We start from the raw sequence: 15,484 nt of genomic DNA on the forward strand, positions 1-15,484 counted from the left end.
AACGTGGAATACATCGAAGAGGACGTGGTGCGCCGTCCCTTCGCGCTGACCTCCCCGTCGACCGGCACGCCCTACGCCAGCGGCCAGCTGGTCCCGTACGGCATCAAGCTGGTCCAGGCCGACCAGCTGTCGGATGCCGGCGCCGGCAACCGCAAGGTCTGCATCATCGACTCGGGCTACGACCGCAACCATGAAGACCTGTCCGCCAACAGCGTGACCGGCGAATACGACGCCGGCACCGGCTGGTGGTACACCGACGAGAACCACCACGGCACCCACGTGGCGGGCACCATCGCCGCGATCAACAACAGCGGCGTCGGCGTGGTCGGCGTCAACCCGAACAAGCAGCTCAAGCTGCACATCGTGAAGGTGTTCGGCAAGGACGGCTGGGCCTATTCCTCGACCCTGACCTCGGCCGCCAACAAGTGCGGCGCGGCGGGCGCGAACGTGATCAGCATGTCGCTGGGCGGCGCCCGCAAGAGCATCACCGAGCAGAAGGCCTTCGATGCGCTGTACAAGAAGGGCGTGCTGAACGTCGCCGCCGCCGGCAACGACGGCAATACCGTGGTCTCCTACCCGGCCGGATACACCAGCGTGATGTCGGTCGGCGCGCTGGACGAGAACAAGCAGTGGGCCACCTTCTCGCAATACAACAACAAGGTCGAGCTGTCGGGACCGGGCGTCGGCGTGCTGTCGACCGTGCCGACCGGCGGCGGCACCGAATCCGCCCTGACCGTGGGCACGAGCACCTACGCGCCGGGCACGATGGACGGCTCGCCGGTCGGCAGCGCGACCGCGCCGCTGGCCGACTTCGGCATCGGCGACACCACCAACAGCGCCGTCGCCGGCAAGGTCTGCCTGATCCAGCGCGGCAGCATCGACTTCTCGGCCAAGGTCCTGAACTGCCAGAACAGCGGCGGCGTGGGCGCGGTGGTGTACAACAACGTCGCCGGCGGCTTCGGCGGAACGCTGAACGGCGTGGCCACCACCATCCCGTCGGTGACGGCGTCGGACACCGAAGGCGCCCAGCTCCGCACCCAGCTCGGCCAGAGCGCGACGGTGGCGGTGAAGGCCACCAGCTATGCCTACTATGACGGCACCTCGATGGCGACGCCGCACGTGTCGGCCGTGGCGGCGCTGGTATGGAGCCACTACCCGACCTGTACCGCGACCCAGCTGCGCACCTCGCTGAACAACAGTGCGCTCGACCTGGGCACGGCCGGCCGCGACACCAGGTACGGCTACGGCCTGGTGCAGGCCAAGGCCGCCTACGACCGCATCAAGTCGCTCGGCTGCGGCAAGTAATCCCTTTCCTGCCGTGAAAAGAGGTCGCCGCGGCGACCTCTTTTTTATTCAGGGTCAGGTCTGTCATTCGGACACTGACCGAGCACCTTTGTTCTATCTCAAAATGCTGGTGTGCTTATCCCAAACTCGTCAATACTCGGCTCCCATTGGTCACCGCAAACCGCGCAGCACGGACCATGTCGGAAAGATGAAAAAAGCCTCGACATACTTAAAACCGTTCTGAGATTTCGCAAAGCATGTGCGTCCATGTCCGAATGACAGACCTGACCCTGAATGCTCCTGCCGTGAAAAGAGGTCGCTGCGGCGACCTCTTTTTTTTACCTCTCCCGCAGGATCAGGCGCCGGCGAAATCGGTCGACAGCGACAGCGCGCGCCAGCGTTCCAGCTCTTCCGCGACGAAGCGGTGCTTGCCCTCGATCCGCGCCACCGCGTCGCTGCCCAGCGGCAGGCGCAGCGGCGGCTGCTCGGCGTTCACCAGTTGCAGGAAGGCCTGGGCCAGCCTGGCGGGGTCGCCCGGCTGCTGGTGGTTGGCGTCGCCGGCGAAGCGGCGCATCGCACCGACGGTGGCGTCGTAGTCCCCGATCTCGACCGCCGTCTTGCGCAGCGAGCTGCTGTCGAGGAAGTCGGTGCGGAAGAAGCCCGGCTCGACCACGGTGACGCGTACGCCCAGCGGCTCGAGTTCCTGCGCCAGCGCTTCGGTCAGGCCTTCCACCGCGAACTTGGTGGCGCCGTAGACGCCCCAGCCGTAATAGGCCTGGTAGCCGCCCAGCGACGAGATATTGATGACATGCCCTGCGCGCTGGCGCCGCATGTGCGGCAGCACGGCGCGGGTGACGTTCAGCATGCCGAATACATTGGTCGCGAACACCTGCTCGACGTCTTCCGGGCTGGATTCCTCGACCGCGCCCAGCAGGCCGAAACCGGCATTGTTGATCAGGATATCGATCCGGCCGAAGCGGCGCACGCCTTCGTCCGCGGCGGCATGCGCCTGCTGCGCGTCGGTGACGTCCAGCGGCAGCGGCAGCAGGTTCGGGTGCTCGCCGTGCTGGTCGATGACCTGCTGCGGATTGCGGGCGGTCGCGATGACGGCGTCGCCAGCTTGCAGCGCTTCCTTGACGAGCAGTGCACCAAAACCGCGGGCGGCGCCAGTAATGAACCAGGTACGCATGACTTTCTCCTATTTAGTGGGTGGCGATGGCTAAGCATCTGGTGCACACTTTATCGGCGAAGGACTCGTGTGATAATCCGCAGAATTCTCAATGGGTTTGTGAACGGATTTCAGCAATGAAAGACATCTCCCCGGTCGACCTCAATCTGTTCCTGTGCATCGCGCGCCACCGCAGCTTCACCCGCGCGGCGGTGGAGATGAACGTGTCGCCGTCGGCGCTGAGCCATGCGCTGCGCACCCTGGAGGAAAGGCTGGGGCTGCGCCTGTTCAACCGCACCACCCGCAGCGTCGCGCTGACCGCCGCCGGCGAGCGGCTGTATGCGCGCCTGGCGCCGGCCTTCCAGGACATCGCCGATGCGCTCGAGGACCTGAACAGCTTCCGCGGCAAGCCGAGCGGCCTGCTGCGCCTGAGCGCGGGCCGCATCGCGGCGCGCATGGTGCTGCTGCCGGTGGTGGCCCGCTTCCTGCGCGCCTATCCCGAAATGCGGGTCGAGATCGACGACAACGACGCCCTGGTCGACATCGTCGCCGGCGGCTTCGATGCCGGCGTGCGCCTGGGGGAGCGCCTGGAAGCCGACATGGTCGCGGTGCCGGTCGGCCCGCCGATGCGCTCGATCGTGGTCGCCAGTCCGGAGCTGCTGGCGCGCATCCCCGCGCCGCGCAGTCCCCAGGACCTGACCACCCTGCCCTGCATCCGCCACCGTTTCCCCAGCGGCGCCCTGTACCGCTGGGAGTTCGAGCGCGCGGGCGTCGAAGTGGAGACCGAGATCGACGGCCCGCTCATGCTCGGCGACGTCGGCCTGATGGTGGACGCGGCGCTGGCCGGCGCGGGACTGGCCTACGTGTTCGAGATGCAGGTCGCCGAGCACCTGGCCGCCGGCCGCCTGGTGCAGCTGCTGGCCGACTGGTGCCCGTCCTATCCGGGCATGCACCTGTATTACCCCAGCCGGCGCCAGATGCCGGCCACACTCAAGGCCTTCGTCGATTTCATCCGCGAAGAACGGCAGGCCTGAGGAGCAGGCCTGCGGACATGCCCTGTCTTACCGGCCGGACCGGGCTTCCAGCCCGTCTTCGGCCTGGCCGAGCTCACGCGACAGCAGGCTTCAGCGCGAGCAGCATGGTCTGCTCGACCAGCCCCGAATCCGGCCGCATGGGTTCGCGGACGCCCGTGTCGAGAAAACCGGCGCGCGCATACAGGCGCAGCGCCGCCCCGTTGGCGCAGTTCACACCGAGCCGCACGGCGCGGGCATCCCGTTCCCTGGCCCACTGCAGCGCTGCGTGCAGCAGTGCGGCGGCCACGCCGCGGCCGCGCGCCTCGGGCGCGACCCACATCTGAAACAGGTTGACCAGGGAAGCGTCCCCGGCGTCGACCTTGGCCCAGATCAGCCCGACCAGCCTGCCGTCCAGCTCCGCCGCGAGCGGACAGTCGATGCCCGATACCTCCGCCTTCGCCAGCCGCCGCTCCCAGGTATCCGGGCCATAGGCCTGTTCCGCCGCCAGCGTGCTGCCGAAGGCGTCGGGAGAATCGGCCAGCGAGCGTAGGCGGATCTCACGGTAGGCGGGCCATTCGTGCGGCACGAAACGGCGAATCACGAGCGGGGCTGGCGAGGGAGGCATGGCGTTTTCCTGCATTGTTGAAATATTCATTGTACTGAAGCACGACCGCTTTGGCGGCGGCGGAGGATATTTATGAGATGCGGATAAAACATTGCCATCTAGGCTAGCAAAGCTGGGATATGATTGTTGTATTAATCTTAATTATATTCCGTGGGGATGCGATGATCGTCGGGATCGACCTGGGGACGACCAACAGCCTGATCGCGATCTGGGAGAACGGCGCGGCCAGGCTGGTGCCTAACAGTCTCGGCGAAGTCCTGACGCCGTCCTGCGTCAGCGTCGACGGCGACGGCTCGATCCTGGTGGGGCGCGCCGCCAGCGAACGCCTGCAGACCCACCCGCATGCCAGCGCCGCCAGCTTCAAGCGCCTGATGGGCAGCGACAAGACGCTCCATCTCGGCCAGCGCGCCTTCCGTCCCGAGGAGCTGTCCGCCCTGGTGCTGCGCTCGCTGAAGGAAGACGCCGAAGCGGCGCTGGGCCAGCCGGTCCGCGAGGCCGTGATCACGGTGCCGGCCTATTTCTCCGATGCCCAGCGCAAGGCCACGCGCACCGCCGGCGAACTGGCCGGGCTGAAGGTCGACCGCCTGCTCAACGAACCGACCGCCGCCGCCCTCGCCTACGGCATCCACCTGCGCGGCGATGAAACCAGGTTCCTCGTGTTCGACCTCGGCGGCGGCACCTTCGACGTCTCGGTCCTCGACCTGTTCGAGAACGTGATGGAAGTGCGCGCCTCGGCCGGCGACAACCAGCTGGGCGGCGAGGATTTCGTCACCACGCTGGTGGAGCGCTTCTTCGAGATCGCCCGCGTGCCGGACCGGCTGCGCGGCGACGCGCACTTCATGCAGCGCCTGCGCGCCCGGGTGGAGGCGGGAAAGCGCATGCTCAGCACTTCGCCGTGCGTCACCATCCGGGTCGACGACGGCGCGCTCGACTACACGATGGAGCTGGACCAGGCGGACTTCGAGCAGCATTGCGCGCTGCTGCTGGCGCGGCTGCGCAGTCCGGTCGAGCGCGCCCTGCGCGATGCGCGCCTGCCGATCGCGGAGCTGGACAACATCGTGCTGGCCGGCGGCGCCACCCGCATGCCGGCGGTGCGGCGCATGGCCGCGCGCATGTTCGGGCGCTTTCCCGCCTGCGAGATCAACCCGGACGAGGTGGTCGCGCTGGGCGCGGCGGTGCAGGCCGGGCTGAAGATGCACGACGCCGCCCTCGACGAAGTCGTGATGACCGACGTCGCACCCTACTCGCTCGGCGTCGACACCACCATCCACCTCGACGGCGACAACTACTCGCACGGCCATTTCGATCCCATCATCGAGCGCAATACCGTGATCCCGGTGAGCCGGGTGAAACGCTATTACCCGCTCCAGGACAAGCAGACCGGGGTCGACCTGAACATCTTCCAGGGCGAGGCGCGGATGGCCGAGGACAACATCAGGCTGGGCCAGCTGAAGATCGCCCTGCCGTCCGCGCCCCGCGACGACAACGGCGTGGACGTGCGCTTCACCTACGACGTCAACGGCCTGCTGCAGGTGGAGGCGACCCTCGTCCGCACCGGCGAGGTGTTCTCGCTCGTGATCGAGGGCAATCCGGGCCTGCTGACGGAGGAAGAGATCCGGGAGTGCTTCGCCGCGCTGTCGGCGCTGAAGATCCATCCGCGCGAACACCTCGAAAACCGCACCCTGCTGGCGCGCGGGGAGCGCCTGTACCAGCAGCTGCGCGGGGTGGCGCGCGAGCAGATGGGCGCGCAGATCCTGCAGTTCGAGTCGGCGCTCGAGACCCAGGAGCGGCGCATCATCGCGCCCGCCGCCGCGCACTTCCGCGATGTGCTCGACTATTTCGAGCACCAGAATTTCCTGCTGCCCGACGACGACTGAAGACGCCATGGACGCCAGCCTGGATTTCCTCGCCCAACTCGAACTGAGTGGGGACGCGGATGCCCGCGACGTCCGCCGGGCCTACGCGCTCAAGCTCAAGCGGATCGACCAGCAGGCCGATCCCGAAGGCTTCCAGGCGCTGCGCCGCGCCTACGAAATCGCGCTCGACTGGGTGGAGTGGAAGACGCAGCAAGGCGGCGCGCCCGACGCGCCCCCTGAGGCGGCCCTCGAGGCGCCCCCTGATCCACCCGCCGCGCCGCCGGACGAGGACGAGCTGGCGGGCGCCGTCTTCGAGCTGTTCGCCGGGCAGGCCGATGCACTCGCCCGTACCAGCCGCCTGCACGACAGGGATGCCTGGAACGCGATGCTGTGCGGCGCGCTCGACGACGAGCGGCTGCTCGGCCTCGATGCGCGCATGTACTTCGAGCAGCGCATCGTGCTGGTGCTCGCCAGGGGCTGGCATCCCGGCCATGAGGCCTTGCTGGCGGCTGCGACGGAACTCTTCGGCTGGGCGGACAACCGGCGCGCCCTGGAGCGCTTCGGCTACCCGGGCGACGTGCTCAACCAGGCGATCGACGAACAGGCCCTGTTCGAGCGACAGCCCGAACCCGTACGCGCCGCCATGGCCGCTCTCATCGGGAAGCTGCGCGAGGACATCGTCCCGCCACCGGAGCTGCTGCCCGCACTGATGCCCGACCTCGAACGGGCGCTGGAACACTTCCCTGCCCTGATGAGCGTGACCGCCCACCCGGACACGATCGACACCTGGTACACGGCCTGGCAGGCCTTGCCCGCGGCCCGCAGCGGCAAGGCCGCCGACATCGAGGACCCGTCCGGGGCGCCGCGGCGCAGGATCGGACTGGGATGTTCGTCGGGTTCCCAGCCCGGGGCCGGGCCCGGCGCCTGAAGCGGGCCGGCGCTCAATCCCGTTCCCAGCTATCGCCTGCGGGCCGGGATCCGCGCCGCGCCGGCAGCTTGCCCTGGGTGCTGAAGCCGATCAGCCGCGCCACCACCGCCGCCAGGTACATCAGCCCGACCAGCATCTCGACGCTGGCCAGCGCCCGCGCGCGCACCGTCAGCGGAATCACGTCGCCGATGCCCGTGCTCGACAGCAGGGCGAAGCTCAGGTAATTCAGCTCGGTCCAGGTGCGCGGCGCGGAAGCGTTGACCGCCGCCGCGAAGGTGCCGGGCTGCAGTTCCTGCAGCAGCACGTACAGGTGGGTGAAGCCCCAGGCCAGCAGGGTGAAGGTGGCGCCGGCCGCGTAGAACTCGTCGACGGTGGCGCGCTGGTCGTCCATCATGTAGGCGATCAGGCTGAGCGCCGCATAGAAGTAGAACAGCGCTTCCAGCCCGGACGACCAGGGCAGCAGGTCGCGCCTCCCCAATACGATCTGCATCAGCAGCAGGATGATGATCGGGATCGCCAGCGCGACGCTCACGCGCACCTCGCCCGGCGTGCGCTTGACCATGCGGATCGTGAAAGCCAGCACCACGATGCCGAAGACGTTGAACGCGGTCTGTCCGGCCGGCGTGTCCTCGATGAACGGATACGCCAGCATGGCCAGCAGCTGCACCAGCAGCAGGATGGCGGACGGGTGGCGTCGCGTGTGGATGAACAGTCGCAGCATTCGCATGGTTCGTCGTCGGGAGTCTGGATGCCGCTATTGTAGGTTCATCGCGGGCTGAACAGCTCCCCGAACGCGTGCGCGGCCCCGGCGGGGTCTTCGCTGCCGTACACGCTGGTAATCGCCGCCACCATGTCGGCGCCGCGCGCCACCAGCGGCGCGGCGTTTTCCGGGGTCATGCCGCCGATGACGACGACCGGCAGGGTGAGCGCGGGACGCACCCCGTCGAGCAGCGCGGGCGGCGTGACGAAGCTGTACTTCTTCACGGGGGAAGGATAGAAGCCGCCGAAGGCCACGTAGCTGGCCCCGGCCTCCTGCGCCGCCCGCGCCAGCGCCAGCTCGCCATAGCAGGAGGCGCCGACGATCCGGTCCTTGCCCAGCAGCGCGCGCGCCTGTGCGATGCCGGCGTCGGTGTACCCGAGGTGGACGCCGTCGGCGTCGAGGTCGCGGCACAGGTCGAGGTGGTCGTTGATGACCAGCGGCCGGCCGTGGCGGCGGCACAGCGCCAGCAGCGCCGCCGCCTGCTCCGCGCGCAGCGCCGGGCTGGCGTCCTTGTGGCGGTATTGCACCAGCGCCGCGCCGGCCGCCAGCGCGGTATCGGTCACGGCGAGCAGGCGTTCGGTGTCGTCCCAGTTGGGGGTGACCAGATAGAGGCCTCGCATGTTTGTCCTTTCAGTGGGGTTGGAGGATGCGGCGCGGGATACGCTGTCCCGGCGCGATCGGGAATGCCTGCGCCAGCGTGCGGTAGGTGTAGGCCTGGGCGCGTTCGAGCGCGGCGCCCATGTCGTCGCCCAGCGCCAGCCGGGCGGCGATGGCGGCCGCCAGGGTGCAGCCGCTGCCGTGGTAGGCGTGCGGCAGGCGCGGCCAGCCCCAGCTGCGTACATCGAGGCCTTTGTTCCGCCAGCGGTTGACCACCAGGTGGCCGTCCTCGTGGCCGCCGGTGACCAGTACATGCTCGCACGGCAGCCTGCCGAGCGCCGCGGCTTCGAGCCCGTTCGGCGTCGCGATCGTCGCCAGCGCCAGCAGTTCGCGCAGGCAGCGCGCCGCATCGCCCTGCCCCAGCGGATCGCCATGGCCGCTGGCCAGCACCGGGTCGAGCACCACCGGCAGCGCCGGATGGCGTTCGCGCAGCCGGTGCACCACGCCGGCGATCGCCGCCGCGTTGGCCGCGTTGCCGGGGATGCCGATCTTGACGGCGCCGATCGCGCAGGACGCCAGCAGCGCCTCGGCCTGGCGCGCCACGAGGCCGCTGTCCACGGGCAGGACCTCGAACACGCGGTTGTTGTCCTGCACCGTCAGCGCGGTCGCGACCGGGAGCGCATGGGCGCCCAGGGCCGCGATCGCCAGGATGTCGGCCGCCAGGCCGGCGCCGCCGCCGGGATCGAGCCCGGCGAACACCAGCACGCTGGCCGTCATCCCGTGATCCGTCCTTCGACCGGGGACGAGGGCGAGGCCGCGAAGCGCTTCGGCATGCGGCCGGCCAGGAAGGCATTGCGCCCGGCCAGTACGGCATGCTTCATGGCGCGCGCCATGCGCACCGGATCGCGCGCGGCCGCGATGGCGGTGTTCATCAGGACGCCGTCGCAACCCAGTTCCATCGCGATCGCCGCGTCCGACGCGGTGCCGACGCCGGCGTCGACCAGCACCGGCACCGTGGCCTGCTCGATAATCAGGGACAGGTTCCATGGGTTCAGGATGCCCATGCCCGAGCCGATCAGCGAGGCCAGCGGCATCACCGCCACGCAGCCGATCTCCTGCAGGATGCGCGCCTGGATCGGATCGTCGCTGCAGTACACCATCACGTCGAAGCCATCCCGCACCAGGGTTTCCGCCGCCTCGAGGGTTTCCGGCATGTGCGGGAACAGCGTCTTCTCGTCGCCCAGCACCTCCAGCTTGACCAGCTTGTGCCCGCCCAGCAGCTCGCGCGCCATCTGCAGCGTGTAGACCGCATCCTTCGCGTTGAAGCAGCCCGCCGTATTCGGCAGGATGGTGAATTCGGACGGCGGCAGCACGCCGAGCAGGCTGGGCGCGTTCGGGTCCTGGCCGATGTTCACGCGGCGGATCGCCACCGTGACGATCTCGGCGCCGGCGGCCAGGGTCGCCGCGCGGGTTTCAGCCAGGTCGCGGTACTTGCCGCTGCCGACCAGCAGGCGCGAGCCGTAGCGGCGGCCCGCGATGGTGAGGCAATCGCCTTCGATGACGTCATTTACGCTAGTTACTTCATTCATTCCTGTCTCCTCGTCAGCCGCCGCCGATGGCGCGCACGATGTCCACCCGGTCCTGCTCCCGCAGGCGCCGCTGCCCCCACTGCTGGCGCGGCACCACCTCGCGATTCACCGCCAGCGCGATGCCCTGGCCCGCCAGGCCCAGCCTCTCCACCAGCGCCTGCAGCGAATCCCCTTCCGGCGCGCAGTAGGGCGCGCCGTTCAATTCGATCGCCGCCATCGCTACACCTCGCGGTACAGCTGCGCGCCGCCGCGCACGAATTCGATCGCCTTTTCCTGCATGCCCTGGGCCAGCGCGTCCTGGGCCGCCACGCCGCTGGCGGCCGCGTATTCGCGCACCTCCTGGGTGATCTTCATCGAGCAGAAGTGCGGTCCGCACATCGAGCAGAAGTGCGCGACCTTGGCCGAGTCCTTGGGCAGGGTCTCGTCGTGGAATTCGCGCGCCTTGTCGGGATCGAGCCCGAGGTTGAACTGGTCTTCCCAGCGGAATTCGAAGCGCGCCTTGGACAGCGCGTTGTCGCGCAGCTGGGCGCCCGGATGGCCCTTGGCCAGGTCGGCCGCGTGGGCCGCGATCTTGTAGGTGATGATGCCGTCCTTGACGTCTTGCTTGTCCGGCAGGCCGAGGTGTTCCTTGGGCGTGACGTAGCACAGCATGGCGGTGCCGTACCAGCCGATGGTGGCGGCGCCGATGCCCGAGGTGATGTGGTCGTAGCCGGGCGCGATGTCGGTGGTCAGCGGTCCCAGGGTGTAGAACGGCGCTTCGCCGCACTGCTCCAGCTGCAGGTCCATGTTTTCCTTGATCAGGTGCAGCGGCACGTGGCCGGGGCCTTCGATCATGGTCTGCACGTCGTGCTTCCACGCGACCTGGGTCAGCTCGCCCAGGGTCTTCAGCTCGGCCAGCTGGGCCTCGTCGTTGGCGTCGTAGATCGAGCCCGGACGCAGGCCGTCGCCCAGGCTGAAGGACACGTCGTAGGCCTTCATGATGGCGCAGATCTCTTCGAAATGCGTATACAGGAAGGATTCGCGGTGGTGCGCCAGGCACCACTTGGCCATGATCGAGCCGCCGCGCGAGACGATGCCGGTCAGGCGCTTCGCCGTCATCGGCACGTAGGCCAGGCGCACGCCGGCATGGATGGTGAAGTAGTCGACGCCCTGCTCCGCCTGCTCGATCAGGGTGTCGCGGTAGATTTCCCAGCTCAGGTCCTCGGCCTTGCCGTTCACCTTTTCCAGCGCCTGGTAGATCGGCACGGTCCCGATCGGCACCGGGCTGTTACGGATGATCCATTCGCGCGTCTCGTGGATGTGCTTGCCGGTCGACAGGTCCATCACGTTGTCGGCGCCCCAGCGGATCGCCCAGGTCATCTTCTCGACTTCCTCGCCGATCGAGGAGGTCACGGCCGAGTTGCCGATATTCGCATTGATCTTCACCAGGAAGTTGCGGCCGATGATCATCGGCTCGATTTCCGGGTGGTTGATGTTGGCCGGGATGATGGCGCGCCCGCGCGCCACCTCGTCGCGCACGAATTCCGGCGTGATCTCGGCCGGGATGCTGGCGCCGAAGGACTGGCCCGGATGCTGGCGGCCGAGCAGTTCGGCGACCCGCTTGCCCATCGGGCCGGAGGCGTGCAGGGATGCGATGTACTCCTTGCGGCGCATGTTCTCGCGCAGCGCCACGTATTCCATCTCGGGCGTGACGATGCCCTGCCTCGCGTAGTGCATCTGGGTGACGTTCCTGCCTTCGCGGGCGCGGCGCGGGGTGCGCCGGAGCTGGAAGCGCAGCGCCTCCAGGCCCGGGTCGCTCAGGCGCGCCTGGCCATAGCGCGAGCTCGGTCCGGCCAGCTCCTCGGTGTCGCCGCGTTCCAGGATCCACGGCAGGCGCGGCGTGTCCAGGCCGCAGCGCACGTCGATGGCCGCCGCCGGGTCGGTGTACGGGCCGGAAGTGTCGTAGACGAACAGCGGCGGATTGGTTTCGCCGCCGAAGCTGGCCGGCGTGGGCGACTGGGCGATTTCGCGCATCGGCACGCGGATATCCGGGCGGCTGCCTTCGATGTAGACCTTGCGGGAATTGGGAAACGGCGCGATCGCCGCCTGGTCCACCTGGGCGGTGGCGGAATCGAATTTCAGTGGTGCGTTCATGTGGCTCCTTTGCTTCGGAGCCAGCAAAGGAGTGTCCGGGTGCGGCGAGGCAGGCGCAAGGAGGTACGAAGGCGTGCGCCCGCTGCTTTATCCGACTGCTTCCCTTCGCTGGCATTATCCAGATCAGGTTCGGAGGGTATTTCTCACCCGCGTGTCATTGATGCGACGCGCAGGACCCCTAGCGTGTGCCGCCTTGCGGCAGCGGCCGAATTATACCGCCATCTACTCTATAATGGTTGTTTTCGCAAATTCACACCAACCACATCATGGAATTAGCCAAGTCTTTCGAACCAGCCGACATTGAACAACACTGGCGTGCCGAGTGGGAAAAGCGCGGTTACTTCGCCGCCACCATGGACGAGGGCAAGCCGTCGTTCAGCATCCAGCTGCCGCCGCCGAACGTGACCGGCACCCTGCACATGGGCCACGCGTTCAACCAGACCGTCATGGACGGCCTGACCCGCTACTACCGCATGCGCGGCTATAACACCGCCTGGATCCCGGGCACCGACCACGCCGGCATCGCGACCCAGATCGTGGTCGAGCGCCAGCTCGACGCCCGGAAGATCTCGCGCCACGACCTCGGCCGCGAAGAATTCGTCAAGAAAGTCTGGGAGTGGAAGGAACAGTCGGGCAACACCATCACCGGCCAGATGCGCCGCCTGGGCGCCTCCACCGACTGGCAGCGCGAGTACTTCACGATGGACGAAGCCCGCTCCGAGACCGTGGCCGAAGTCTTCGTGCGCCTGTACGAGCAGGGCCTGATCTACCGCGGCAAGCGCCTGGTCAACTGGGACCCGGTGCTGGGCACCGCCGTGTCCGACCTCGAAGTGGACTCGCAGGAAGAAGACGGCTCGATGTGGTACATCCAGTACCCGCTGGTCGACGGCAGCGGCCACCTGACGGTCGCCACCACCCGCCCTGAAACCATGCTGGGCGACGTCGCCGTCGCGGTCGACCCGACCGACGAGCGCTATACCCACCTGCACGGCAAGCTGCTCACGCTGCCGCTCACCGGCCGCCAGATCCCGGTCATCGCCGACACCTACGTCGACAAGGCCTTCGGCACCGGCTGCGTCAAGATCACGCCGGCGCACGACTTCAACGACTACGCGGTCGGCCAGCGCGCCGGCCTCGCGCCGCTCAACATCTTCACGCTCGACGCCAAGGTCAACGAGAACGCGCCCGCCCAGTACCAGGGCCTGGACCGCTTCGCCGCGCGCAAGCAGATCGTCGCCGACCTCGAGGCGCAAGGCCTGCTGGAACAGGTCAAGCCGCACAAGCTGATGGTGCCGCGCGGCGACCGCACCGGCGTCGTCATCGAGCCGATGCTGACCGACCAGTGGTTCGTCGCGATGAGCAAGCCGGCGCCGGAAGGCACGTTCAACCCGGGCAAGTCGATCACCGAAGTCGCGCTCGAGAAAGTCGCCAACGGCCAGATCAGGTTCGTTCCCGAGAACTGGACCACCACCTACAACCAGTGGCTGGGCAACATCCAGGACTGGTGCATCTCGCGCCAGCTGTGGTGGGGCCACCGCATCCCGGCCTGGTACGACGAGGCCGGCAACATCGTGGTCGCCCGCACCGAGGAAGAAGCCCAGGCCAAGGCCAGGGCCGCCGGCATCACCGGTGAGCTGAAGCGCGACAACGACGTGCTCGACACCTGGTTCTCGTCCGCGCTGGTGCCCTTCTCGACCATGGGCTGGCCGGAAGAAACCCCGGACATGAAGATGTTCCTGCCGTCGTCGGTGCTGGTGACCGGCTTCGACATCATCTTCTTCTGGGTCGCGCGCATGGTCATGATGACCGCCCACTTCACCGGCAAGGTGCCGTTCGAGACCGTGTACGTGCACGGCCTGGTGCGCGACTCGCAGGGCCAGAAGATGTCCAAGTCCAAGGGCAACACCCTCGACCCGATCGACCTGATCGACGGCATCGACGTCGAGACCCTGGTGGCCAAGCGCACCACCGGCCTGATGGACCCGCGCGCCGCCGAGAAAATCGCCAAGGCCACCCGCAAGGAATTCCCGGAAGGGATCCCGGCCTTCGGCACCGATGCCGTGCGCTTCACGATGGCGAGCTACGCTTCGCTGGGCCGCAACATCAACTTCGACCTGGGCCGCTGCGAAGGCTACCGCAACTTCTGCAACAAGCTGTGGAACGCGACCCGCTTCGTGATGATGAACACCGAGGGCAAGGACTGCGGCCAGCCGGACAAGGAAGACCTGTCGCAGGCCGACCGCTGGATCATCTCGCTGATGAACCGCGTCGAGCTCGAGGTGGCCAAGGGCTTCGCCGATTACCGATTCGACAATATCGCCAGCAGCATCTATAAATTCGTCTGGGACGAGTACTGCGACTGGTACCTCGAAGTGGCCAAGGTCCAGGTCCAGCAGGGCACGGAGGCGCAGCAGCGCGCCACCCGCCACACCCTGCTGCGCGTGCTGGAAGTGATCCTGCGCCTGGCGCATCCGGTGATCCCCTTCGTCACCGAAGCGCTGTGGCAGAGCGTCGCGCCGCTGGCCGGCAAGACCGGCGACACGATCATGCTGCAGCCCTACCCGCTGGCCAACACCTCGTTCATCGACGAAGGCGCGGAAGGCTGGATGGACCAGCTCAAGGCCCTGACCGACGCCACCCGCAACCTGCGCGGCGAGATGCAGCTGTCGCCGTCGGTGCGCGTGCCGCTGATCGTCGAGCCGGGCAATGCGGACGAACGTGCGCGCATGGCGGCCTTCGCCCCGTACATCCAGTCGCTGGGCAAGCTGTCCGAGGTGCAGATCGTCGACGCGCTGCCGGAATCGCCGGCCGCGGTGTCGATCGTCGGCACCACCAAGCTGATGCTGAAGGTCGAGATCGACGTCGCCGCCGAGCGCGAGCGCCTGTCGAAGGAAATCGCGCGCGTGCAGGGCGAGATCGCCAAGGCCAACGGCAAGCTGTCGAACGAGAGCTTCGTGGCGCGCGCTCCGGCGGCCGTGGTCGCGCAGGAGAAGGAACGCGTGGCGAACTTCTCGGCAACCCTGGCCAAGATGGAAGAACAGCTGGCCAAGCTGCCAGCGGCCTGAACCGGCTGGCCACATGAAAAAAGCGTCCGGCTTGCGCCGGACGCTTTTTTTTATCCCTGCCGGACATCGCGGTCGATGCCGGCCGGGCTGGATGAGGCGGCCGCCTTACCGGCCGACCGCTCGCCATATCCAGCGCAGGACTGCTTACTGTGCCTCGTAGGCGCCGATGTCGATGGTGCCCAGTGCCGGACGGGTGACGCCCTTGGCCACGTGCTGGTAGCTGGCGATAGCCTTCAGCGCGGCGGTGGACACGGCCGAACCCGTGTTCAGGGCCTGGGTCGAAGTCGGACGCAGGTCCCATGCCGACTTGTTGACGAAGCCCGCGGCGGTCGAGCGGAAGTTGGTCTTCTGGATCGCGCCGGTCTGGTTGGTGATCGAGCCGGAGCCGCCCGAGAAGATGTTGTTCTGCAGCGTGATCTTCTTGGTGACCTTCGAGTTCACCACCACGAAGGTGCCCGACGAGTGA

At 67.7% G+C, this 15,484-nt stretch carries 14 protein-coding genes and 1 riboswitch; of the genes, 5 read left to right on the plus strand and 9 right to left on the minus strand.

Annotated features, from left to right (window positions below):
- Nucleotides 1-1,305 (plus strand): S8 family serine peptidase (locus H162_RS32210; protein WP_020656820.1); only part of this gene is annotated, 1,305 nt, incomplete at its 5' end.
- A gap of 334 nt (nt 1,306-1,639) precedes the next feature.
- Here H162_RS32210 and H162_RS0128150 read toward each other — a convergent pair.
- Entirely contained in the window at nt 1,640-2,473 is an 834-nt protein-coding gene (locus H162_RS0128150; RefSeq protein ID WP_020656821.1) for an oxidoreductase, read from the minus strand.
- Nucleotides 2,474-2,589: 116 nt separating this feature from the next.
- Here H162_RS0128150 and H162_RS0128155 point away from each other — a divergent pair, with 116 nt between their 5' ends.
- Nucleotides 2,590-3,486, plus strand: a complete 897-nt coding sequence (locus tag H162_RS0128155) for a LysR family transcriptional regulator (RefSeq protein WP_020656822.1) — start codon at nt 2,590-2,592, stop codon at nt 3,484-3,486.
- 73 nt (nt 3,487-3,559) lie between these two features.
- Here H162_RS0128155 and H162_RS0128160 read toward each other — a convergent pair whose 3' ends face one another.
- The gene (locus tag H162_RS0128160; protein ID WP_040788447.1) at nt 3,560-4,090 is read right to left on the minus strand and encodes a GNAT family N-acetyltransferase; all 531 of its coding nucleotides are present in this window, start codon (nt 4,088-4,090) and stop codon (nt 3,560-3,562) included.
- Between the two features lie 161 nt (nt 4,091-4,251).
- On the opposite strand from H162_RS0128160, the gene H162_RS0128165 reads away from it, so the two are divergent.
- Both H162_RS0128165 and H162_RS32215 read left to right on the plus strand, forming a co-directional pair.
- Nucleotides 4,252-5,967, plus strand: coding sequence for an Hsp70 family protein (locus H162_RS0128165; protein ID WP_020656824.1), 1,716 nt, complete (start codon nt 4,252-4,254; stop codon nt 5,965-5,967).
- Between the two features lie 7 nt (nt 5,968-5,974).
- A complete protein-coding gene (locus H162_RS32215) occupies nt 5,975-6,874 on the plus strand; it encodes a hypothetical protein (RefSeq protein WP_020656825.1) in 900 nt (299 codons plus the stop codon).
- Between the two features lie 13 nt (nt 6,875-6,887).
- On the opposite strand, the gene H162_RS0128175 is transcribed toward H162_RS32215, so the two are convergent.
- From H162_RS0128175 to thiC, 6 genes are read right to left on the minus strand one after another with little or no spacing between them, the layout of a single operon-like run.
- The gene (locus H162_RS0128175; RefSeq protein ID WP_020656826.1) at nt 6,888-7,595 is read right to left on the minus strand and encodes an ion channel; all 708 of its coding nucleotides are present in this window, start codon (nt 7,593-7,595) and stop codon (nt 6,888-6,890) included.
- A gap of 44 nt (nt 7,596-7,639) precedes the next feature.
- Nucleotides 7,640-8,254 carry a thiamine phosphate synthase gene (gene thiE / locus H162_RS0128180; RefSeq protein WP_020656827.1) on the minus strand — a complete coding sequence of 205 codons (615 nt, stop codon included), beginning with the start codon at nt 8,252-8,254 and terminating at the stop codon, nt 7,640-7,642.
- A gap of 10 nt (nt 8,255-8,264) precedes the next feature.
- Nucleotides 8,265-9,008: a bifunctional hydroxymethylpyrimidine kinase/phosphomethylpyrimidine kinase gene (thiD, locus tag H162_RS0128185; RefSeq protein WP_020656828.1), complete on the minus strand. Its 744-nt coding sequence runs from the start codon at nt 9,006-9,008 to the stop codon at nt 8,265-8,267.
- A complete protein-coding gene (locus tag H162_RS0128190) occupies nt 9,005-9,820 on the minus strand; it encodes a thiazole synthase (RefSeq protein WP_020656829.1) in 816 nt (271 codons plus the stop codon). Before H162_RS0128190 ends, thiD begins: the two co-directional genes overlap by 4 nt.
- Nucleotides 9,821-9,833: 13 nt before the next feature.
- A complete protein-coding gene (gene thiS, locus H162_RS0128195) occupies nt 9,834-10,037 on the minus strand; it encodes a sulfur carrier protein ThiS (RefSeq protein ID WP_020656830.1) in 204 nt (67 codons plus the stop codon).
- Between the two features lie 2 nt (nt 10,038-10,039).
- Nucleotides 10,040-11,953, minus strand: coding sequence for a phosphomethylpyrimidine synthase ThiC (gene thiC / locus H162_RS0128200; RefSeq protein ID WP_020656831.1), 1,914 nt, complete (start codon nt 11,951-11,953; stop codon nt 10,040-10,042).
- A gap of 83 nt (nt 11,954-12,036) precedes the next feature.
- Nucleotides 12,037-12,143, minus strand: a riboswitch (TPP riboswitch).
- 76 nt (nt 12,144-12,219) lie between these two features.
- Here thiC and H162_RS0128205 point away from each other — a divergent pair.
- Complete coding sequence (locus H162_RS0128205) at nt 12,220-15,018, plus strand: valine--tRNA ligase (RefSeq protein WP_020656832.1); 2,799 nt, start codon at nt 12,220-12,222, stop codon at nt 15,016-15,018.
- 144 nt (nt 15,019-15,162) lie between these two features.
- Here the strand turns inward: H162_RS0128205 and H162_RS34890 are convergent.
- On the minus strand, nt 15,163-15,484 hold a 322-nt coding region (locus H162_RS34890), incomplete at its 5' end, for a choice-of-anchor Q domain-containing protein (protein WP_026355205.1).

Origin of the sequence: Massilia niastensis DSM 21313 (assembly GCF_000382345.1) — a bacterium.
Lineage (GTDB): Bacteria > Pseudomonadota > Gammaproteobacteria > Burkholderiales > Burkholderiaceae_D > Telluria > Telluria niastensis.